Genomic DNA, 21,226 nt, shown 5'->3' on the forward strand with positions numbered 1-21,226 from the left:
AAATCTAGACTTTGCTCACATTATGCTTTAGATTACGTGGTAGTACAAGGTTACAACACAAAATAAGTAACCCTTATCTTTTATCCGATATAATCTACGATTAATACCACTTCCCCTCAGACACAACACTTTCACCATGTGACTGTGTCGGTTTGCAGACTAAATGAAATTCGTGCGGACTAAGTGAAATTCTATTGCAGACTAATTGAAAATCTGTTGGTGTAACCCTGATTCTTTCGTAGCGACAGGCGATCGCTGTTGGATAGATTTTTTGCTCAAAGCCTTGTATTGTAATGAATTGGAACGTTTTATGCTCTTTTGGTGGAAAATTTCATTTAGTCTGCGAATTTAGGGGGAAATTTTCACTTAGTCCGCAAAAAAATTTCATTTAGTCTGCAACAAAGATTGCTCAAACCCTTATTCTTGCGTTAAAAAAATTTCACTTAGTCTGCAAACCCACAATGCGATCGCGGAGTGAGCATATTGGCAACGAAAATATCAACTATTGCGCTGCCGATGAATTTTGGTTATCCCTGTTATCGCTTGTAATGCGTAAGTCAAGCAATACACAGGTGAAGTGCTAACTTCTAGTTATAGTTAGCCGTAACTTGTTATAGGCACAATTAACTATAGCTTTGACTGAGTGCAAAGATAGTTTACAAAAATTGCTCAGGCGGTTGCCATAATATTGGTTCAGCGAAGAGACAGAGGTATTGCTGCACAAGAATGCATTCGGGAAAACTTTTCTCCCTGATCAGGTGCCTGTCCCTCAATCTCTAAGATTCGGATCATGAATAATTGCAACCGCCTTGATGTTCAACCGTCTGAGAATACAAATTGCCTGCTTTAATTACAAAAATCATCAACGCGGATATCCCGCCAGACATCAGAAACCTGCCAGCCAGAGTTGCCAACAGACTGTACTGGAGGATTGTCAAGCGATGGAATATAGTCGGGAACTCTAGGTTCTATTGTGATTACTGGTTTCTCCTCAACCTCAACCTCAACCACGGGGGCAGTAGAATTGTCAGTATTAGCTTGAAGAAGTTGGTCTTCTGCTTCTTCGATTAACTTCATCTGTCTCAGGGTAAGCTTGTCAGATTTTTTGATAATTTTCTTTGTTATCTCATTAGAAGTATTCATTGGCTGTTCCCTCGAAAGCATTGGTTTAAAATTTGTCCCTTGTAAAGTTGCAAGAAGATAAGTATTAATAATTGCACGGAATTAATAAGGTACACCAAATCGATGGGAAATACGAGTCCCAAATTGTAAGAATTTATTAATTGAGTACAAATTTGCTTTTCGTGCAGATGTCCTAGCATAAATGGCATAGAGCGATCGCAATTGGCTTGATAAAGCTTGAACCAGTTATAGAAACAAGAACTGGTAGAGATAATTATTGAGCAGAGCAAGGTAATAGGCGAATCAGAACTCCACCATCAGGAGCAAGGGTAAACCCGCGTCGTTAAACAAGGTAATGCAGTGTTGTATGCTCGATTTACTTGTTAGACTGACGCAAGTAAGTGAATTCGCCAGTTATTTGGCACAACTAGACTTAGACTATTACGTAGAAAAAGGATCTGCACACACAGGATGAAAAGTTTATAGTCCTTGCGTGATGGTAAAGATTAGCCTCGCTAATCTTTACTTAATTAGCATTTGAAGAGTTAACTTGACTTGAATTATGGGAACTATCATACATAAGAACTACCAAAATCTCTTAGAAAACAACATTCAAACAAGTATTAATGTTTAAATTAATTGCTCACATCCCTGACTATAGTATTACAAGTTTAATTTATGAAGCTGCTGCCACAGTAATTTATCGAGCAGACTCCAAGGCTAACAGACATTCAGTTATTATCAAACTACTCAAAGCAGAGTATCCGACTATCAAAGAGATTGCTCAACTCAAGCACGAATACGAAATTATCCAAAACCTGAATATTGCAGGTGTAATTAAAGCCCATGAATTAATCAGTTATGACAACGGCTACAATAATGGTCTAGCACTGGTTTTAGAAGACTTTGGTGGAGAAACTTTAAAACACCAAATATCTACTACAGGAATTGAACTGACAAAATTTCTTAATATTGCCGCTCAAATTACTGAAACTTTGGGAGAGTTACATACCCATTATATTATCCATAAGGATCTTAAGCCCGAAAACATTCTTTATAACCCCAATACCGAAAAAATAAAACTGATTGATTTCAGCATCGCTTCGCTGTTATCAAAAGAAAGCCCAGAAATTACTAGCCTCAACCTTGTAGAAGGAACACTGGCTTATATGTCGCCAGAGCAAACCGGACGTATCAACCGAACCTTAGATTATCGTACAGATTTTTACTCATTAGGTGTCAGTTTCTACGAAATGCTGACGGGTCAACTTCCCTTTCCCAATGCTCAAGACTCAATGGAGTTAGTGCATTGTCACATTGCAAAAATTCCAGTAGCTCCGCATGAGATTAATCCTAATGTACCATTGGTAATCTCTGCGATCGCTATGAAACTTCTGAGCAAAACTGCTGAAGACCGGTATCAGAGTGCTTACGGGTTAAAGGCTGATTTAGAGCAAGCAAGGATACAACTGCAAACAAAAGGTAGCATTGACCTTTTTAGCCTAGGCCAGCAGGATTTTTCGCATCAATTCCAAATAGCTCAAAAACTTTATGGTCGGGAAGTAGAAGTAGCAGCTTTAATGGCTGCCTTTGAAAAAGTTACCCTTGGTTCGAGCCAAGTTGTCTTGGTAGGAGGATATTCAGGTATCGGCAAATCCTCACTAGTTAACGAAGTTCATAAACCGATTGTCCGGCAGCGAGGTTACTTTATCGGTGGCAAATTTGACCAACTCAAGCGAGATATTCCTTATGCTTCTTTGATTCAAGCATTTCGAGAATTAATGCGACAACTGTTAGCTGAAAGCCAAGCCAGAGTAGAGATTTGGAAAAATAAATTACTACGAGCATTGGGAGTTAATGGTCAAGTTATTATTGATGTCATCCCGGAAGTAGAACTGATTATTGGACAGCAAGCACCTGTACCGCAGTTGGGGGTTGCTGAGTCTCAAAACCGTTTTAATCGGGTGTTTAAACAATTTATCCATGCCTTTACTGCTGCTGAACATCCCTTAGTACTGTTTTTAGATGACCTCCAATGGGCAGATGCCGCCTCTGTCAACCTGGTCGAGAATCTGATGACTGATCCAGAAAGCCAGTATCTATTGCTGATTGGGGCTTACCGAGATAACGAAGTTAATGCCACCCATCCACTGATGTTAATGCTAGAGACAATTCAAGCATTTGGGGCAACTGTTGAAGAGTTACTTTTGAAGCCATTAGCTGCACCTCATATTACTCAACTTCTTACTGACACGTTCAATTGCGAAGCATCTCAGGCAGAAACTTTAGCTGATTTGCTATTTCAAAAAACCCAAGGTAATCCCTTTTTCTTAACTCAGTTACTAAAAGTACTGCATCAAGATAATCTCTTGACATTTGATTATCGCTCGGGTTTATGGCAGTGGGATCTCAACAGAATTCAGTCACAAGCCATTACCGATAATGTGGTCGATTTAATGCTGAATAAAATTCAGAGATTGTCAGAACCAACGCAGCAAGTTTTACAATTAGCTGCTTGTGTTGGCAACCGATTTAATTTAGAAATTCTAGCTGTAGTCAACGAAAAATCTCCATCAGCAACAGCAATTGATTTATGGTCAGCTTTACGAGCCGGATTAATTCTTCCTTTGAGCGATACTTACAAAATTCCTCAGTTGTTGAATCAGTCGGAATTGGCAACATACTGCAATACTGCTGTACAAGTTGATTATAAATTTTTGCACGATCGCGTTCAGCAAGCTGCCTATTCTTTAATTCCAGTCGATCAGCAAAAACAAGTACACCTGAAGGTAGGTAAATTACTATTACAGAATACTGAAAAATCCCAGTTGGAAGAACATCTGTTTGAGATCGTCAACCATCTTAATGCTGGCGGTTCATTGATTGTAGAACCAGCAGAAAGATATGAACTGGCAGAATTAAATCTGAAAGCAGGTCAACGTGCAAAATCCTCTTCAGCGTTTGTAACTGCACTCAAGTTGCTAGAAACAGGGGTGACATATCTACCTGAAAATAGCTGGCAGGATAATTATTTACTCACGTTAACTTTATATTTACAATCTGGAGAAGCAGAATTTTTAAATGGAAAATATGAAAAAGCTTTGCTGATTTTTGAGCAGACTTTCAGCCAGGTTCAAACTACTCTTGATATGTGTCGGGTGAATGAATATCGGATTATGTGTTATCGGATGGAAAATGATTTAAACTCCGCATATAAAATTGGGCTAAATACTTTGGAGCTTTTAGGCTTGGAGTTTACAGCTTATCCTGATGATGCATATCTGTTAGAAAAACTTAATCAAACTAAAAAAGTTATTGGTGACCGCACGACTTTTAGTCTCGCACAACTATCACCAATGCAAGACGAAGAGAAGTTAATGGCTCAACGCATCTTAAAAGAAATCTGGCCTATTGCCTACTTTTTAGGATCGAAAGCGTTGCATATCACATCAATGAATATAACTCAACTTTCAGCTCAGTATGGCAACTCGCCAATTTCGGTATTTGGCTATATGCTTTATGCTTTTAATCTGGTGTTTCAATATGGTGAGGTAGATTCAGGTTATGAATTTGGCGAATTATCTTTGCATTTACATGAAGTTTTGAGAACGAAGGAATTAGAAGCAAATATTCTGAATATGTGGGGCGGTTTAGTTTGCCACTACAAAGACCATATTAGCGAAAGTAAACCTTATTTATTGAAGGGATTTAATAGTGGTTTAGAAACAGGTTCTTATCAATGGTCTGGTTATTGTTCAGTTAATTTTTTGTGGCAATCATTATTTGGAAATGAATCTTTAGAAAAAACCGCAGAAATAGCCGAAGATTTTATTCCTAGCCTCCGCAAGATTGACAAAAATATGTTGAACTACCATCTGCTAGCGATGGAAGCGATCGCTAACCTGACTAAGCCAGCACGCAGGATTGACGAACTTGTTGGAACTTGGGCAGATGAACGGCAAGTGCTAGAGTTTGCACTGGCATCTTCGGATATGTTGAGTGCATTTGTAGTTTACATCTATAAACTTGCGCTCTGTAATTGGTATGGAGAGTATACCAAAGCTGTTGAGTATGCAGAGAATGCCGAAAAATTTGTTGGGGGAGCGCGAGGGATTTTTATTAATCCTGTTTTCTATTTTCACCAAAGCATTGCCTTAGCAGGAGCTTATGTGGAGGCAGATACGGCAACTCAAGTTACTTATCTGCATAAACTAAATACCAACTTAGAAAAATTCCAGCAATGGGCAATGCACTGCCCAACTAATTATCAACACAAGTTTCTGCTGATTCAAGCTGAAATTGCTCGAATTTGTAAACAAGATTATCAGGCAATGGAACTATATGATCAGGCGATCGCTTCTGCTGCCGAAAACGGTTATTTACAAAATGAAGCCTTAGCAAACGAACTCGCATTTCGATTTTACTTGGTCAAGGATAGAAAAAACTTTGCCAAAGTTTATCTTAAAGAAGCCCGCTATTGCTATCTCAAGTGGGAAGCTACGGCTAAAGTCCAGCAACTGGATGAACAATATTCCCAACTTTTTAGAGATACAGTCGGGGAAGTAGCTGGGTGGGGTACGGCTACAAAGCAGATTCAGGATATTGCGGAAGCTAAAACCCAAACTCTAGATTTAAGCACAGCAATTAAAGCGTCTCAAGCACTCTCAAGCGAGATGGAGCTAAATCCTTTGCTGGAGAAGATGATGACGATCGCGATCGAGAATGCTGGTGCCCAAATGGGTTATCTACTTGTCAAACGGGACAACCAGTGGGTGATTGAAGCCGAAGGAACCATTGATCGAGATCGAGTCACAGTGCGTTCGTCTAGTCTGGTGCAAGTAAAGCATAAAATGCCAATTTTACTGATTAACTATGTTGAAAGAACAAAAGAAAATTTGGTTTTAGACGATGCTAGCCACACAGAGCGTTTTGTAAGTGACGGCTATATTGTTGCCAATCAACCCAAATCAATTTTGTGTTTGCCTTTCGCTCATCAGGGTAAGCTAACTGGAGTTCTTTACCTAGAAAATAACCTCACCACCGGAGCCTTTACCGCAGAGCGATTAGAGGTACTGAACTTATTGACTTCGCAAGTTTCCATCTCTATAGAAAATGCTCGGCTCTACACAAATTTGCACATATACTCTCAGGAGTTAGAAATTTCGGAAACACAAGCGCGTGAGAAAGCAAGGCAGCTAGAGCAGACACTTGATGAATTGAAGCTTACCCAGTCCCAGATGGTGCAAAGCGAAAAAATGTCTAGCCTGGGGCAATTGGTGGCAGGTGTTGCTCACGAAATTAATAACCCAGTCAGCTTTATCTACGGCAACCTTACTTACGTAAATAATTATGTTAAAGACTTGATGAGTGTAGTACAACTTTATCAGCAGCAAAACCAGGATTTACCACCTAAAATTCAGAATCAAATAGATGCAGTTGACTTAGATTTTTTGATGGAAGACTTACCTAAGCTCTTAGCTTCAATGAAAGTGGGAACTGATCGTATTCGCCAGATTGTATTATCTTTACGAAACTTTTCCCGCCTAGACGAAGCTGAAGTTAAAGCCGTTAATATCCATGAGGGTATTGATAGTACCCTCATGATTTTGCAAAATCGCCTCAAACCCCAGCCAAACTCTCCCGGAATTCAGGTAATACAGGAGTACGGCGACCTGCCACCTGTAGAGTGCTACCCTGGACAACTGAATCAGGTATTTATGAATCTGCTTGTAAATGCGATCGACTCTTTAGACGAATTTAACGAACATCGGACTTATGCCGATATCGCACGTCACCCAAGTATCATTACTATTCGTACTACTGTTGAAGGTGATATCGCCGTCATTCGCATTGCTGACAACGGTTCTGGGATCAGTGAAAATGTGCGATCGCAACTTTTTACACCCTTTTTTACTACCAAAGCTGTTGGTAAAGGCACTGGTTTAGGGCTATCTATTAGTTACCAAATCGTAACTAAAAAGCATCAAGGACAGTTGGAATGTATATCCGTTTTCGGACAAGGGGCTGAATTTCTTGTTTCTATCCCCCTTCAGGCAAGGCTAAAAGCAAGAAGTGTTTAGCGCAGACAAAATAAATTAGGTTATTAATACTAGAAATTTTAAAATTGACTGTACTTCAAGATTGTTTTGCGGTTTTGACTCCTAATGAGCAGATAATAGATGGTTGAGAGTTCTCGCTTATTAGGAACAGCGTTGAGAAACTTATCAGCTGATAAAGGCACAATCTTAGTAGTAGATGACGAAGCCAGCATCCGCCGAATTTTACAGACGCGGTTAGAAATGATTGGCTACAGCGTAGTTACAGCTAGTGATGGCGAAGAAGCTTTGTCAGCTTTTAGTCTCTTAACTCCTGATTTGATAGTTCTGGATGTAATGATGCCAAAACTAGATGGTTATGGTGTATGTCTTGAATTACGGAAACAATCAGACGTACCAATTATCATGCTAACAGCCTTGGCAGATGTAGCAGACCGAATCACTGGGCTGGAACTCGGTGCTGATGACTACATGACAAAACCTTTCTCACCCAAGGAATTAGAAGCTCGGATTGCCTGCGTACTAAAACGGCGCTCCAACAAAAGTAGTATAAATACTATTCCTAACTCTGGGATAATCCATCTGGGCAATCTCAAAATCGATATCAATAAGCGGCAAGTCCACAAAAATGAGCAGCGCATTCGGTTAACAGGTATAGAATTTAGCTTGCTAGAGTTGTTAGTAAATCATTCGGGAAGAGTTTTTTCAAGGTTAGAAATCTTGCAGCAATTGTGGGGCTTTGTACCAGAGATGAGTACAGACACCCGTGTAGTAGATGTGCATATTTCACGATTGCGAACAAAGATAGAATCCGACCCCAACGACCCAGAATTCATTATTACAGCAAGAGGTAGCGGTTATTTTTTCCCACGAATAATTGATTCAGAGCAGGAATAATATAAAAATATGAGTAAGCTCATCTTAATTACAGGCATAAGCAAAGGTTTAGGTTATGCGATGACCGAGGGTTTTATTCAACAGGGACATACTGTTATTGGTTGCGCCCGTTCATCAGATGCTATTGATAAAATACGCCAGAAATTTAGTGCTACCAATGATTTCACATCTGTAGATGTGGCAAATGAACACCTTGTAAAAAAATGGGCCCAAGACGTACTTCAAAAATATTCACCGCCAGATATATTAATTAATAATGCGGCAATTACCAATTACCCAGCACCTTTGTGGGAAATACCATCTGAAGAATTTTCTGATCTGATAGATATCAATATAAAAGGCGTAGCAAATATAATTCGCCATTTCGTACCAGCAATGGTGAAAAACAAACGGGGTATTATTGTTAACTTTAGTTCTGGCTGGGGACGTTCGACTTCAGGCCAAGTTGCACCATATTAGAACTCTTGCAAAAGTCTTTTGTGATATAATTAAGGGTTTGAGAATTTACGATTGGGACAATAATAAGCAGTGAAATTTTGGAGAGCCAAGCAGCTTACTTTAAGGAAATTTAAACGACTTACCGGAGTAAGTCGTCGAACCTTTCAGGAAATGGTTGGGTTAGTAAAAGCTGATGAAAAAAAGAAAAAGAAATCTGGTCGCCGTCCTAAATTAATTATTGAAGACCAAGTTTTGATGGTTATTCAATATTGGAGAGAATACCGCACTTACTATCATATTGGATTAGACTGGGGGTTGTCAGAATCAGCAGTCTGCCGAACAGTTTATAAAATTGAAAATATTTTAATTAGTTCAAGAAAGTTTAGTCTGCCTGGGAAAAAAGAATTATGGAAAATGTCATCCCAAGAAGATTTGGTAGTGATGGATGTGATGGAAAGCCCAATTGAAAGACCTCATATTGGGCAAAAAAGATTTTTTAGCGGTAAGCTCTTAGTTCATACTTTAAAAACGCAGGTATTTATCCACCAAAAAACTACTGCTATCATCTGTTTAGCGCATGGTTTGGGTAGAATCCACGATTTTAGGCTATTTAAAAATAGTGGGATAAAATTTGGAGAATTACTCAAGGTCATAGCGGATAAGGGCTATCAAGGAATTAACAAAATTCATCAATTGAGTGAAACACCGATTAAAAAACCAAAAGGGAAAAAGTTGACGAAGGAACAGAAAACATATAATCGAGAACTCAATCGATTAAGAATTGCCGTTGAACACGTAAATCGTCGTCTAAAAATCTTTAAAATTTTGTCTGATAGATATCGAAATCGTCACCGACGTTTTGGCTTAAGGTCGAATTTAATTGCGGGAATTTATAATCACGAATTAGCCATATAAATCGATTTAGAAATTCAATTTATCAAATAAATTCAGTCATTAATCAATAACTGAAACAACGTTTGCTGCCATTTTTTTAGTTAGCGATGCCTGCGGTGTTTTCGTTGCCATCGTCTGATAATACTTGCTCGAAACAATTTATAAATTCTTACCAAAAACTGAAATTAGAATAACCCATAATCATACCACAAAATATTTATGCAAGAGTTCTTGTAACTTTGTCCGATGCCTATGCTCCCCCCTCTATCTCCATAAAAAGTTCTTTCCTAGAGTGGTAAAACTTGCTAGAGTAGATTTTTCATGATTGAAATAGGCGTAAATAGGTAAACCAAAATTTTCAATAATAACGAATTTACTACGTTTAAGTTTTTGCTCTAGCTAGTTTTGCCACGCTAGGTTCTTTCTTTTAGTGTCTTCGATTCTGGTCGTGCCCAAAAGCTATGATCTCCTGCTAGAAATGGCTGTTCATCAGTCGCTATCTCCTGTACGAGCAGCTTCATCAGCAACATTTTCGGTGGACGACTATCATGCAGTGCTGCATAAACGCTCGACCATTGCCGTCGAAATACTGGGCTTTGTGACAAGCTTACAAACGATGGGATGCTCGGACTGGTTAATACTGCATCCATCAATTCAAATACTGCATCTTTGGCCTTCCCCAAACAATCGTAGATAGCTTGGCGGAATTTTTCTAGTTGTGTCAGGATCATCACGTCAATGATTTATCGATTACTTTCATTGACTTTACGGCAGCCAGTGTTACTGCTGACTGCTTTTCTCTAGCCTTTTAGTCCAAAGTCCAGTAAATAGAGCTTATTGCGAATGAATGCTATTTTTGTTTTACCATAAGTTGCTACACTCATTGTCCTATATCCATTTTAGGGTATTTTGTCATCCCTTAAGAACTGCTATTTACTACTTTTGTAGTATCAATTTATTGGGAACCTAAGACTATTGAGAGAGTATAAGTAATTTTTTTTAAACTATAACTCTAAGCAATAGAAGAGTTAGAACAAATCAATTTGTCCCAACTTTGATAATTAAAACACATATAGCAAGCACAAGAGGCAATGGTCATGAGTACGGTCATGAACCAACAGGTCAAAGTTGAAAAGATTTTAACCATTAACAAACCAGTAGAGGAACTTTATCGCTTTTGGCGTAACTTTGATAACTTGCCACGCTTCATCAAGCATCTCAAAGAGGTGAGGGTACACGACGAAAAGCGATCGCACTGGATTAGCAAAGGATTCTTAAATGGAAGCGTTGAGTGGGATGTAGTCATTACCGAAGACCGAGAAAACGAATTGATTGCCTGGACTTCGGTTGAAGGCGCAGCAATTGAAACCTCTGGTCGCGTCCACTTCAAGCCAGCACCTGGGAATCGTGGTACTGAGGTAAAAACAGTCCGAGAATTTACCCCGCCTGGGGGTGAAATTGGGGCTGCGTTGGCGAAGCCCGTCATAGACATCGCTAAATTATTTGGCGAAGACCCAGAACTGCAAATTAAAGAAGATTTACGCGGCTTCAGAATGCTGATGGAAGCAGGCGAGATTGCCACAACAGAAGGTCAACCGCGAGGTTAATAAATATTGCTATGAAATGTTTGTTGGTACGGCACTAACGATGTGCGGGTAGAAACAGTGCCAGACCCAAAAATAATTAACCCCCGCGATGCCATCCTCAAAGTTACATTAGCAATCATCTGCGGTTCTGACTTGCATATCTACAATGGCTACATCCCGACGATGGAACCGGGTGACATTATTGGTCACGAGTTTATGGGAGAAATCGTTGATATTTGGTAATGAAGTCAAGAAATTGAAAAAAGGCGATCGCGTATTGAAGGGCGAAGTCGATCCATCTGCTGTGTTCACGCATCACTTACCCCTAACAGAAGCCAAGCATGGTTTCGAGCTGTTCAACCAAAGAAAAGACCACTGCATAAAAGTTAGGTTACAGGCTTGAGTTGGGAACTGAGAGGAGCAGGGGAGTAGAGGAGACAAGGAAAATAACCACTGACAACTGATAACTAACTATCGACAAAGGACTAATGGCTATGAAAGCAGTTTGCTGGAACGGTGTCAACGATGTACGGGTGGAAACAGTACCCGATCCAAAAATCATTAATTCGCGTGATGCCGTTATTAAAATCACGACAACAGCAATTTGCGGTTCTGATTTACACCTTTATAACGGCTACGTCCCTACAATGGAAAAGGGCGATATCCTGGGTCATGAAATGATGGGGGAAGTCGTTGAAATAGGCAGTGCCGTCAAAAATTTAAATATAGGCGATCGCGTGGTTGTACCATTCCCTATCGCCTGTGGTAACTGCTGGTACTGTCAACATGACTTCTGGTCATTGTGCGATAACTCTAACCCAAACGCTTGGTTAGCAGAAAAATTCATGGGTTATTCACCCTCTGGTATTTTTGGCTACTCTCATATGCTAGGTGGCTATGCTGGTGGTCAAGCTGAATATGCCCGCGTTCCTTTTGCCGATACTGGTTTGTTTAAGATTCCTGATGGACTAACAGACGAACAAGTAGTGTTTCTAACAGATATCTTCCCCACCGGATATATGGCGGCAGATAACTGTAATATTCAGCCCGGTGATATTGTCGCAGTCTGGGGGTGTGGCCCAGTCGCACAATTCACAATAAGAAGTGCTTATTTACTTGGTGCTGAACGAGTCATCGCTATTGATCGAATTCCCGAACGCCTACAGATGGCTAAAGATCAAAGCAAGGCAGAAATCCTTAACTATGAGGAAGTAAATGTTAGTGAAGCCCTCAAAGAAATGACAGGTGGACGCGGCCCAGATGCTTGCATTGATGCTGTGGGGTTGGAAGCACACGGCACGGGTCTAGAAGGAGTATACGACGAAGTAAAGCAAGCAGTGCGTCTGGAAACAGACCGCCCCCATGTGCTGCGGCAAGTGATGATTGACTGTCGCAAAGGCGGTCACGTGTCAATTCCTGGTGTTTATGTCGGCGTTGTAGACAAAATACCTATGGGTGCTGCCATGAACAAAGCCTTAGTATTCAAAATGGGACAAACGCACGTTCATAAGTACTTAAACACGTTACTCGATCACATTCAAAATGGCAGGATCGATCCATCTTTCGTAATCACCCATCGTCTACCGTTAGATGAAGCACCCCGAGGTTACGAAATTTTCAAAGACAAGAAGGAAAACTGTATCAAAGTTGTACTCAAACCATAAGGCAGGAGAAAAGACACGGAGAGTGGGAGAGAGAGAAAGAAACAAGTGTATTCAGAGCTATTCAGGTAGTAAAAATTACTAAAACTTTCTCTTTGCTCCCTCTGCTTCTCCTACTCCCCAAGATGAAGTCAAAACTAAAAGGGTGAGCCACTGCGGTGGACGGGAGCACCTGCATAAAGCAAGTGGCGTTAGCGACGTTAGGAGCGTCACCCGAAGCGCAAAAGGCAAAAGAGAACTGATGGAGTCTTGAAATTTAATTCTTAATTCTTAATTCTTTTCTTTTTACTTTTACCTTTTGACTTACTAGCCCCTGCTCCTCACTCATCACTAATTTGGCGATTGGCATTTGTTCAACTTGTCCTGAATCCAAACTCTCAATTTTTTATCTTAATCTTTGAAGGAGGTTGCTAACGATGGCAAAAATCGTTGGTTAGGAAATAATTTTTAGTACATATCTTTTAGTCAGCATTCAAGCCACCTACTTTCAATTTAACCAGCCATCAAGCACACTGCTGTAAAAGGAGTACAAATGTCTAATATTGGTTTATTTTTTGGTACTCAAACAGGCAATACCCAAACTGAATCAGAAATAATTCAGAAGGAGTTTGGTGGTGATAGTGTTGTAACTTTATATGATATTTCACAAGCTGAACCAAGTGATTTTAATAACTACGACTATATCATTGTTGGTTGTCCTACTTGGAATGTTGGAGAATTGCAAAGTGATTGGGAAGATTTTTATGATGAGTTAGATAACATTGACTTCACGGGCAAAAAAGTTGCTTATTTTGGTACTGGAGACCAGGTTGGTTATCCAGATACATTTCAAGATGCACTCGGTATTCTAGAGGAAAAAATTTCAGAAAATGGTGCTGAAACAGTTGGCTATTGGCCTACAGAAGGTTATGAATTCAGCGAGTCTAAAGCTGTTCGTGATGGTAAATTTGTAGGTCTTGCCCTTGATGAAGATAATCAATCCGATTTAACAGAGGAAAGAATCAAAGCTTGGGTTACACAATTGAAGCTAGAGTTTGGTTTGTAAAGCTTTATTCACTAAAATGCTTGTTACCTAATTAGGTAAATTTGAGAATTATTTGCCCGTCTCAAAGATGAAACTGCGCGATAGAAACTACTGAAAACCATTCTCTAAAACATAACTTGCTTGCTTCGGGTTGCCTTTGAAATACTTGGCTCAATTGCCTGAAAAATAGGTTTTATGAAACTGCTTATCGTTGAGAATGATCGAGATACGGCGGCTGCTCTCACCACTTCTTTGGTAGCACAGCAGTTTACAGTTGATACCGCTAGTGATAGTCGATCGGCACTAGAGTTAGCTGAGGCAACAGAGTATGACCTGATCGTGCTAGATGTTATGCTACCCGATGAGAATGGAATTCGTCTGTGTCGCCAACTAAGGACACAGAATCAGCAAGAGCCTATTTTGCTGCTCACAAGGAAGGTTGATCCGGCAGATAGAATAGCAGGCTTTGAGGCAGGAGCAGATGACTATATTACCAAACCCTATGAGCTATCAGAACTGCTAGCTCGGATTCGGGCATTACTGCGACGAGGCAGCACAGTATTAACCAAAGTACTCTGCTGGGGTCAGTTGCAGCTCGATCCGAATAATTGCGAAGTCATGTGTCAAGGCAAAGGCTTACATCTCACGCCTAAAGAATACAAACTGCTGGAGCTATTTTTGCGACATCCGCGGCGGATTTTTGACCGAAGGACTCTGCTAGATCGCATCTGTTCGATTGATGAATGTCCCGGTGAAGAAGCTATAACAACTCAAATTCGCGGGTTGCGGCGCAAACTCCAGATGGCTGGGCTGAATTCCGATCCAATTGAAACATTGTATGGGCTGGGGTATCGGCTGAAATCTGTGCCAGAAGAGCGGGAGCAGGGGTCGGAGCAAGGACACGGGGATACGGAGACGCGGGGACGTGGGGATACGGAGACACGGGGACAAGGGGACACGGGGAATATATTTGATAGGCTCTCCGCGTTACCCTTTGGGGCGACCAGTCGCCACAAGTCTTTGCCTTCTGGGTTCGGAAGTGACGCTCTTAACGTCGCTAACGCTGCGCTAACGGACTCGACGGGAAATGGAGCCACTCCCCTCAAGTCGGGAAACCCGCCTACAGGGGTGGCTCCCCAAGTGGAGAATGCGACATCCAAGACTCCGACTTCTTCACCGCAAAGCGGCTCAGTCCAAGGTGCTGGTTCACCGCATCTCCCCATCTCTGCGTTTTCCTCATCCTACCTGCTGAATGCAAATCGATATGATGCAGAGGCGGAGGCAGTGGCGGCAATTCAGCAGATGTGGCAGGATTCTCAGGAGCGATTGCAGGGCCAACTAGCAAAGCTGGAGGAGGCGATCGCCCACCTCTTTACTAATAGTCTCACCCCTGACGGACGGCAGTTCGCCCAGACCATCGCCCATCGGCTGATTGGCTCTTTGGGGGCATTTGGTATGCCGCAAGCAGCAGAACTTGCCCGCCAGATCGAACGCACCTTGAAAACACCAACGGCTGCTGTCCAATCAGAGGAAGCGGTTCAACTAAAATCGCTGCTTGGGCAACTGAGGCAAGTTATCCAGCAGTTACCTACTTTTGCTACAACAGCGCCCACTCCAGTACTGAAGTCTAGCGATCGCGTGGTTTTGTTGATTGATGATGATACTGACTTGATTGAGCGAATGCAGGCAAATGCTTCAAACTGGAGCATTCACCTGGAAACCGTCACTGACCTTACCCTCGCCCGCCAACGCCTTCAGTACCTCACACCCGATGCCATCATATTGGATCTTACCTTTCCCAATACCACCGAAAGCGGCTTGACCCTACTGGCACAGTTGAAGCACCAATTTTCCACTATTCCTGTGCTGGTGCTGACAGGACTTGGCGATTTAACCAAGCGTGTGGAAGTCACCCGTTTAGGAGCTAACGCCTTTTTGCAAAAGCCTGCCACGCCTACCGAAGTGTTTCAAGCCGTCAGCCAACTCCTCCACCGGATTGACACTATCAATGCCAGACTGCTGATTGTGGATGACGATCCGGCATTGTTGTCCATATTAGAAGCCCAACTGCAACCGTGGGGCTTTCAGGTCACAACCTTGGCAGATTCAAGCCAGTTTTGGCAATACTTGGAAGCCACCACTCCCGATCTGCTATTGCTGGATGTTGCTATGCCGGGGTTTAGCGGCATTGAACTATGCCAGGTAGTCAAGAGCGATCCGCGTTGGAGTCGGCTACCTGTGTTGTTGTTATCGGCTCATGCCGATGCTGATACCCTGTACCGGGCCCTAGCAGCGGGGGCAGATGACTATATCTTAAAACCAATCGTAGAAGCCGATTTGATTCAGCGAATTTTAAATTTCAATTCCTGGTAGGGATTTAAAATAAGCGACTTCCAAATAAAAAAATAACCAATCACTGTGTTAGCAGGGGAGCCAGTGCTGTGGTGTTAGCGTAGCGGTAGCGACGCAGGAGCGTCGGCAGTTCCTCCTGAGGGTTTCCCCCAGGAGGAACTGCCGAAAGGGTTTCCCGACTTGAGCAAACTGGCGTGAGCAGGGGGAGTAAGAAAAATAGAATTATGAATAAATTGGATAATTTATTTCTTGGAAATTCCTAATTAGTAATTGATACTTCATCTTTTAGAGCTGATTCGTAAAGAAAATCTTAAGGGTACTTAACTCATTACTAGGTCTGAGTTTCAGCGAATAAGCGCTTTATTAACTTAAATGCCTAAAACCCTTACTAGACAAGTAGTTTACTTTAGTTTACAAATTAGCTCTCAAGGGATTGATTCAAATAATGATGCTAGCGGCAATGCTACGCGAACGTACTTTGTTATTTTCCATCAATCAATTTAGAGAGAAGTTGGATCGCATGAAACCAGATTAAATCTGACGCCCCTTCATTACGAATAACGAATTGGTATTATGTCCTCTTATACAAATCGATGCATCCTGGTGATTGACGACGAACCTGACCTGTGCAGCATTGTCAAGTTCACGCTAGAACGCCTCAAAAGCTGGAAAATCCTCACAGCTGAGTCTGCACAGGCAGGACTGATGCAGGCAGAAAAGCAGCAACCAGACGTGATTTTGCTCGATCTGAGCCTGTGTGGTCAATATAGACTGACTATGCTGCAATCTTTGAAAACTAATCCGACTACGCAGTCGATTCCGGTTATCTTGTTTACCGCCACAGACCCGTCAGACGATTCGCTGGGATTTGACCCCTCTGAATTTGCTGGAGTGATCCTGAAGCCGTTCAATGTCTTGCAGCTTGGCGAGCAGATTATTGAGCAACTGGGGTGGTGAGGTTAGAGTGCAATGCCTTTTTTAGGCTTTGTTGCATGAAACAGAAAAAAGACACACCAACTATTAGCAGAGTTAATGATTATTTTTCCACTTTGTAGCTATCTGGTTTGCTTAATTGAATCATGCGATTAAGTGCAGTACATTGCAGAAATAACTTAACAGCTTGATTGTCAAAAAAGCGCCGTCTTAGCTTACTGCTAAAAATAATTTAATTCATCCCTCTATTATGCAACACCAATATTTAGATGCGTTCGCGCTGTTCTGCTTTTTGGGAGAAGGCTTGCTGGCGTTGTGCTAACACCATTTCTGCTTCTGAAAACGCAACTGTTTTGTAAATTAACTAAGTATTTTTGTATATAAATATGGTAACTGCCAATTACTACTTTTGAAGTATCAATTTATTGGAAACCTAAGACTATTGAAAGAATATAAGTATTTTTTTTTAACTATAACTCTAAGCAATAGAAAAGTTAGGAAAATCAATTTGTCCCAAGTTTGATAATTAAAAGACATATAGGGGTAGTGTTACGGAAGCTGCGGTCAAGGGCAAGCGCACACTGTAAAACCCTTTTTAAAAGAAAGACTTTCTTGAAATTCTAGTCTTAAGTTTTTAGGAGTTTCTATGCGGATTGCTCAAATTGCTCCTCTTTGGGAGAGAGTTCCACCTCTTGGTTATGGTGGAACAGAATTAGTCGTGGGCTTATTGACCGATGAATTAGTTCGGCGAGGGCATGAAGTAACGCTATTTGCATCGGGAGATTCAATAACTTTATTTTTGAATGTGTTAATGCCGTTAACAAAGTGGCAGAACTAGATCGTCATGCTTGTCGTCAACATGTGGAGAATTGTTTTAACGTACAAAAAATGGTAGATAGCTATGAAGAAGTTTATTGGCAGATTCTGGCAGAGCGCATGACTCAAAATAAATAGAAATATCTAAATCAAATCCTGTGTTATTTAATCTTTTAAATAAATCTCGCATACTGGTTAAACTGTTATCCAGGGCATACGATAGCCAGCACTTAAAGAATAGACGACTGTTCAATATAGAATAATCGTTTTTTGGTAGATTTTTCAGGATGTCTTTGACAATTTTTGGAAATGAATTTATAATCACAATTAAACTAATATCTTTTAACCATTCGCCCAAAAATACCATATTCTGGGCTATTTTTATCTAACTTTTCTTAACATTCAACATTTCTGACAGGATACATTTTTATGATTTGTATATTTTATTTTTTGGAAGTCCCTAACCCAATATTAAGAGGATGGAGAAATTTCTACCGAAATGCGGTCAGAGCTTGTCAAGTAACAACCTTGCCTCTTTTTAGCTAGAAATGCTTTCTCAGTAAGCTTTCCAGATAATAAATTGTAAAAGTTGTTTCTTGACAGGCTCTCAGTTCTAGGACGTTCTCTTACGTTGATCATAAAGTGTTCAGAATGCTCATTAAATGAGCATATCGAAAACACCGAAACAAAGGCAAGAAATGGGTGATTAAGAAATACTTCCAACCAAATAACAATTGGAAGTTTTACGACATCGTAGTTGATGCAGCGATCGCCCTTGGTGCGACCGAGCAAGAACGGTGCGAGACAATGAGGTTGAGCCGAGATAGCTGTTCTGGGGTCAACGGCTTAGAGTGATTTTCGTGTAGAATCAATAATATTCGCTCTTGATGCCACGTATTAGCCCAAAAATTTAGCGCGACTGACTATATTATTGATGTGACGAATGGCTAAGTAGAGCGAACCAAGTCAGAAATGGCTTGTGCTAACGTTAATGGTTCGATTGGTTTGAATATATGCCGATCAAAACCAGCTTTTAGTGCCTGTTGCTGATTTATTTCACCAGCATAAGCTGTAAAAGCGATGGCTTTTATTTGTCTATATTGCGGCCATAAATTTCTGAGTTGCTGTATCAACATATAACCATCAATATTAGGCATCCCAATATCACTCAGTAAAACATCAAAATTAGACTGGTTAAGTATGGTTAGTGCCTCTTGTGCTGAACAAGCGGCAGTGACGCTGGCTCCATGCTGCTCTAGCACAAACGCAACCAATTCCCTAGTATCAGGCTCATCATCCACTACTAAAACTTTGACACCACTCAAATCAATGGATAAATCAGACAATTTACTATCCTGAGTTGTTGTCGGCTGGGGAGACATTAATGGTAATCGGATGATAAAAGTAGCTCCTTGGTCAACACCTGGACTTTGCGCCTCGATTGTGCCACTATGCAGTTCTACCAAGTGGCGTGCGATCGCCAAACCTAATCCTAGCCCACCGAACTTTCTAATGATGGAGCCATCTTCTTGGCGGAAGTAGTCAAAAATATAAGCTAGAAAGTCAGGAGCAATACCTTTGCCTGTATCGCTAACAGTAATTTGAACCACATTGCCTAGCTGCTCTAAATGGATGTTCACCTGTCCGCCCGGAGGGGTAAATTTGACGGCGTTGGAGAGCAGATTCCAAATCACCTGTTGCAAACGAGTTGCATCACCTCTAACCTGACCAATATTTGGTTCAAGTGCTGCTTGCAGAGTGATTGACTTGGCTTGGGCTGCCAGCTGTACCGTTTCCATTGCCCCCATAATCGTAGCTGTAAGGTCTACCGGACTGCAATTCAGGTTAAGTTTGCCTCGCAAAATGCGTGAAACATCCAACAAATCTTCTATCAGTTCTGATTGCAATTGAGCATTGCGGTGAATAGTTGCCAGTCCTTCTTCTATCTTAGCTTCAGAGAGCTTGCGTTTTAAAAGAAGACTAGACCAACCTAAGATCGGATTTAGCGGTGAGCGTAACTCATGTGAAAGCACCGCTAAAAACTCATCTTTTACTCGGTTTGCGGCTTGGGCTTCTTCTCGTGATTGGCGTAACTCTGCTTCTGCCAGTTTATGATTTGTAATATCTATCAGTATCCCATCCCATGCGTTGCCTTCTGTCGTTGGCACGGCACGGGAACTACCAACAATCCATTTGAGTTTACCTGATGGAGTAATAATCCGTCCTTCCCACCGCCAGGGGAAAAAATTCTCTACAGCATGAGTGACTGAAGATTTAAACGAGTCTACATCTTCTGGATGAATTAATTGCACAAAGGCATTGCCGTCTTGAACAATTGTTTGTGCCTCCAATTCCAATAGTTCATAACAGCCGGAACTGAAAAAAGTAAATCGATAAGGATGATCTGGGCAGGGTGAGTAACGATATACTATCCCAGGCACATTTGCTACCAGTGCCTCAAACTGAGCTTGAGTGTAATTGAGCTTTGCACGAATTGCTTGCTCTTGACGTACAGCATTCTCTGCCTTTTGATGCCAATAATTAAGACTTTGCAGAGCAGAAGCACTAAAACCTGCTAAACGGCTCATCAGCCGATGATCCTCACCATCAAAGCGTCGTGTTTCCTGATGGGACACAATCCAAAGAGTGCCTAATGGTTGATTATTGATGTATAGCGGAATTAGCAATCCCTCAACAATCGGGAACAGTGGATGATGTAAGTAAGTAAAATAGCGTTCTGGATAAGTATAAAGTTGTACTTGTTTAGCAGAAAGTGTCGTGCCACAGGGACTAAAATTACCGGGAGTCGTGGTTTGTTCTAAAAACTCCAATGCGCCTGCAATTGCTACCCAGCGAAATCTAGATTCGCCATTGGATTGTGTTTCCAGTAAGCTAATTCCGGCTGAATCAGCTTGACATAATTCCAGTCCAATCCGCACTAGAGTTTTGAGTAGTAATTGCGGTTCATCACTCAGGTGTTGGGATAGTGTGTGGAGGGCTTGGTTTTCATCAGCTAAGTCTGGCTGTCTTGTTGGACGACTAACCAGTTTCTCTGTAATCAAAACTTCCGTTTCTGTGGCTGCTGGAGTAGTGTTTTGAGATAAACGCATACTCTAAATATAGGTAGGATTTCAAAATCACAGCCATCTTTCCTATTTGTAACAGTTAACAAAAAATTTATGAGTCTTCCTTTACATATGTATATATATAAAGAGACTTATCAGTAAAGGATTTAATATTTCATCTTTCAAAATTATTTAATATCTTGCAAAAAGAACGCTTGTATAGCAGCAAAGAAAAAATGGTCGCTAAGAGCAACTGTCCCATTTTCGATGATTGGGGCGACTACAGTGAGCAAGCTGTATCAACGCAAAATCAAGCTAGGACAACTCTACTGTCCCATTTTTAGTCAAAAGTGGGACAGTTAAACCCTTCAAATATCAGAGT

At 41.1% G+C, this 21,226-nt stretch carries 13 protein-coding genes and 4 pseudogenes; 13 read left to right on the plus strand and 4 right to left on the minus strand.

The window, feature by feature from the left end; genetic code table 11:
• Nucleotides 1–846 precede the first annotated feature (846 nt).
• Nucleotides 847–1,143 (minus strand): hypothetical protein, encoded by a 297-nt coding sequence (locus ACWATR_RS32665; protein WP_460342181.1) that lies wholly within the window; start codon nucleotides 1,141–1,143, stop codon nucleotides 847–849.
• A gap of 605 nt (nucleotides 1,144–1,748) precedes the next feature.
• Between ACWATR_RS32665 and ACWATR_RS32670 the strand changes: the two genes are divergently transcribed.
• The 4 genes from ACWATR_RS32670 (at nucleotide 1,749) to ACWATR_RS32685 (ending at nucleotide 9,428) form a co-directional block, all read left to right on the plus strand.
• Nucleotides 1,749–7,202 (plus strand): trifunctional serine/threonine-protein kinase/ATP-binding protein/sensor histidine kinase, encoded by a 5,454-nt coding sequence (locus ACWATR_RS32670; RefSeq protein ID WP_460342184.1) that lies wholly within the window; start codon nucleotides 1,749–1,751, stop codon nucleotides 7,200–7,202.
• Nucleotides 7,203–7,301: 99 nt separating this feature from the next.
• Complete coding sequence (gene rpaB, locus ACWATR_RS32675) at nucleotides 7,302–8,075, plus strand: response regulator transcription factor RpaB (RefSeq protein ID WP_460342187.1); 774 nt, start codon at nucleotides 7,302–7,304, stop codon at nucleotides 8,073–8,075.
• 9 nt (nucleotides 8,076–8,084) lie between these two features.
• Nucleotides 8,085–8,534, plus strand: a complete 450-nt coding sequence (locus ACWATR_RS32680) for an SDR family oxidoreductase (protein WP_460342190.1) — start codon at nucleotides 8,085–8,087, stop codon at nucleotides 8,532–8,534.
• Nucleotides 8,535–8,603: 69 nt separating this feature from the next.
• Complete coding sequence (locus ACWATR_RS32685; protein WP_460342193.1) at nucleotides 8,604–9,428, plus strand: IS5 family transposase; 825 nt, start codon at nucleotides 8,604–8,606, stop codon at nucleotides 9,426–9,428.
• A gap of 395 nt (nucleotides 9,429–9,823) precedes the next feature.
• On the opposite strand, the pseudogene ACWATR_RS32690 reads toward ACWATR_RS32685, so the two are convergent.
• A pseudogene (locus tag ACWATR_RS32690) lies at nucleotides 9,824–10,138 on the minus strand (NF041680 family putative transposase); the annotation flags it as partial.
• 366 nt (nucleotides 10,139–10,504) lie between these two features.
• Here ACWATR_RS32690 and ACWATR_RS32695 point away from each other — a divergent pair.
• The 8 genes and pseudogenes from ACWATR_RS32695 to ACWATR_RS32730 all read left to right on the plus strand — a co-directional run bounded on the left by ACWATR_RS32695 (nucleotide 10,505) and on the right by ACWATR_RS32730 (nucleotide 17,917).
• On the plus strand, nucleotides 10,505–11,014 hold the full coding sequence (locus ACWATR_RS32695) for an SRPBCC family protein (protein WP_460342196.1): 510 nt from the start codon (nucleotides 10,505–10,507) through the stop codon (nucleotides 11,012–11,014).
• Nucleotides 11,015–11,056: 42 nt separating this feature from the next.
• Nucleotides 11,057–11,273 (plus strand): annotated as a pseudogene (locus ACWATR_RS32700) (alcohol dehydrogenase catalytic domain-containing protein); the annotation flags it as partial.
• Nucleotides 11,274–11,487: 214 nt separating this feature from the next.
• On the plus strand, nucleotides 11,488–12,657 hold the full coding sequence (locus ACWATR_RS32705) for a zinc-dependent alcohol dehydrogenase (RefSeq protein ID WP_460342660.1): 1,170 nt from the start codon (nucleotides 11,488–11,490) through the stop codon (nucleotides 12,655–12,657).
• 529 nt (nucleotides 12,658–13,186) lie between these two features.
• Nucleotides 13,187–13,699: a flavodoxin FldA gene (gene fldA / locus ACWATR_RS32710; protein ID WP_460342199.1), complete on the plus strand. Its 513-nt coding sequence runs from the start codon at nucleotides 13,187–13,189 to the stop codon at nucleotides 13,697–13,699.
• A gap of 174 nt (nucleotides 13,700–13,873) precedes the next feature.
• Complete coding sequence (locus ACWATR_RS32715) at nucleotides 13,874–16,051, plus strand: response regulator (protein ID WP_460342202.1); 2,178 nt, start codon at nucleotides 13,874–13,876, stop codon at nucleotides 16,049–16,051.
• Between the two features lie 552 nt (nucleotides 16,052–16,603).
• Nucleotides 16,604–16,987, plus strand: coding sequence for a response regulator (locus tag ACWATR_RS32720; RefSeq protein WP_460342205.1), 384 nt, complete (start codon nucleotides 16,604–16,606; stop codon nucleotides 16,985–16,987).
• Nucleotides 16,988–17,609: 622 nt separating this feature from the next.
• Nucleotides 17,610–17,759 (plus strand): annotated as a pseudogene (locus tag ACWATR_RS32725) (glycosyltransferase family 4 protein); the annotation flags it as partial.
• Nucleotides 17,760–17,788: 29 nt separating this feature from the next.
• Nucleotides 17,789–17,917: a hypothetical protein gene (locus ACWATR_RS32730; protein ID WP_460342672.1), complete on the plus strand. Its 129-nt coding sequence runs from the start codon at nucleotides 17,789–17,791 to the stop codon at nucleotides 17,915–17,917.
• On the opposite strand, the pseudogene ACWATR_RS32735 reads toward ACWATR_RS32730, so the two are convergent.
• Nucleotides 17,910–18,104: pseudogene (locus ACWATR_RS32735) on the minus strand (IS4 family transposase); the annotation flags it as partial. The gene ACWATR_RS32730 and the pseudogene ACWATR_RS32735 overlap by 8 nt on opposite strands.
• A 377-nt stretch (nucleotides 18,105–18,481) precedes the next feature.
• On the opposite strand from ACWATR_RS32735, the gene ACWATR_RS32740 reads away from it, so the two are divergent.
• Nucleotides 18,482–18,634, plus strand: coding sequence for a hypothetical protein (locus ACWATR_RS32740; RefSeq protein WP_153228379.1), 153 nt, complete (start codon nucleotides 18,482–18,484; stop codon nucleotides 18,632–18,634).
• A gap of 92 nt (nucleotides 18,635–18,726) precedes the next feature.
• Here ACWATR_RS32740 and ACWATR_RS32745 read toward each other — a convergent pair whose 3' ends face one another.
• Nucleotides 18,727–20,889: a hybrid sensor histidine kinase/response regulator gene (locus ACWATR_RS32745; RefSeq protein ID WP_460342209.1), complete on the minus strand. Its 2,163-nt coding sequence runs from the start codon at nucleotides 20,887–20,889 to the stop codon at nucleotides 18,727–18,729.
• Nucleotides 20,890–21,226 lie beyond the last annotated feature (337 nt).

The sequence above is a fragment of the Nostoc sp. UIC 10890 genome (assembly GCF_054786515.1).

What these genes read in the sequence shown, in the direction of transcription:
- ACWATR_RS32695 (WP_460342196.1), top strand. Translation starts at nt 10,505, where the DNA reads ATGAGTACGGTCATGAACCAACAGGTCAAAGTTGAAAAGATTTTAACC.
- ACWATR_RS32665 (WP_460342181.1), bottom strand. Translation starts at nt 1,143, where the DNA reads ATGAATACTTCTAATGAGATAACAAAGAAAATTATCAAAAAATCTGAC.
- ACWATR_RS32745 (WP_460342209.1), bottom strand. Translation starts at nt 20,889, where the DNA reads ATGCGTTTATCTCAAAACACTACTCCAGCAGCCACAGAAACGGAAGTT.
- ACWATR_RS32705 (WP_460342660.1), top strand. Translation starts at nt 11,488, where the DNA reads ATGAAAGCAGTTTGCTGGAACGGTGTCAACGATGTACGGGTGGAAACA.
- rpaB (WP_460342187.1), top strand. Translation starts at nt 7,302, where the DNA reads ATGGTTGAGAGTTCTCGCTTATTAGGAACAGCGTTGAGAAACTTATCA.
- ACWATR_RS32680 (WP_460342190.1), top strand. Translation starts at nt 8,085, where the DNA reads ATGAGTAAGCTCATCTTAATTACAGGCATAAGCAAAGGTTTAGGTTAT.
- ACWATR_RS32720 (WP_460342205.1), top strand. Translation starts at nt 16,604, where the DNA reads ATGTCCTCTTATACAAATCGATGCATCCTGGTGATTGACGACGAACCT.
- fldA (WP_460342199.1), top strand. Translation starts at nt 13,187, where the DNA reads ATGTCTAATATTGGTTTATTTTTTGGTACTCAAACAGGCAATACCCAA.
- ACWATR_RS32715 (WP_460342202.1), top strand. Translation starts at nt 13,874, where the DNA reads ATGAAACTGCTTATCGTTGAGAATGATCGAGATACGGCGGCTGCTCTC.
- ACWATR_RS32670 (WP_460342184.1), top strand. Translation starts at nt 1,749, where the DNA reads ATGTTTAAATTAATTGCTCACATCCCTGACTATAGTATTACAAGTTTA.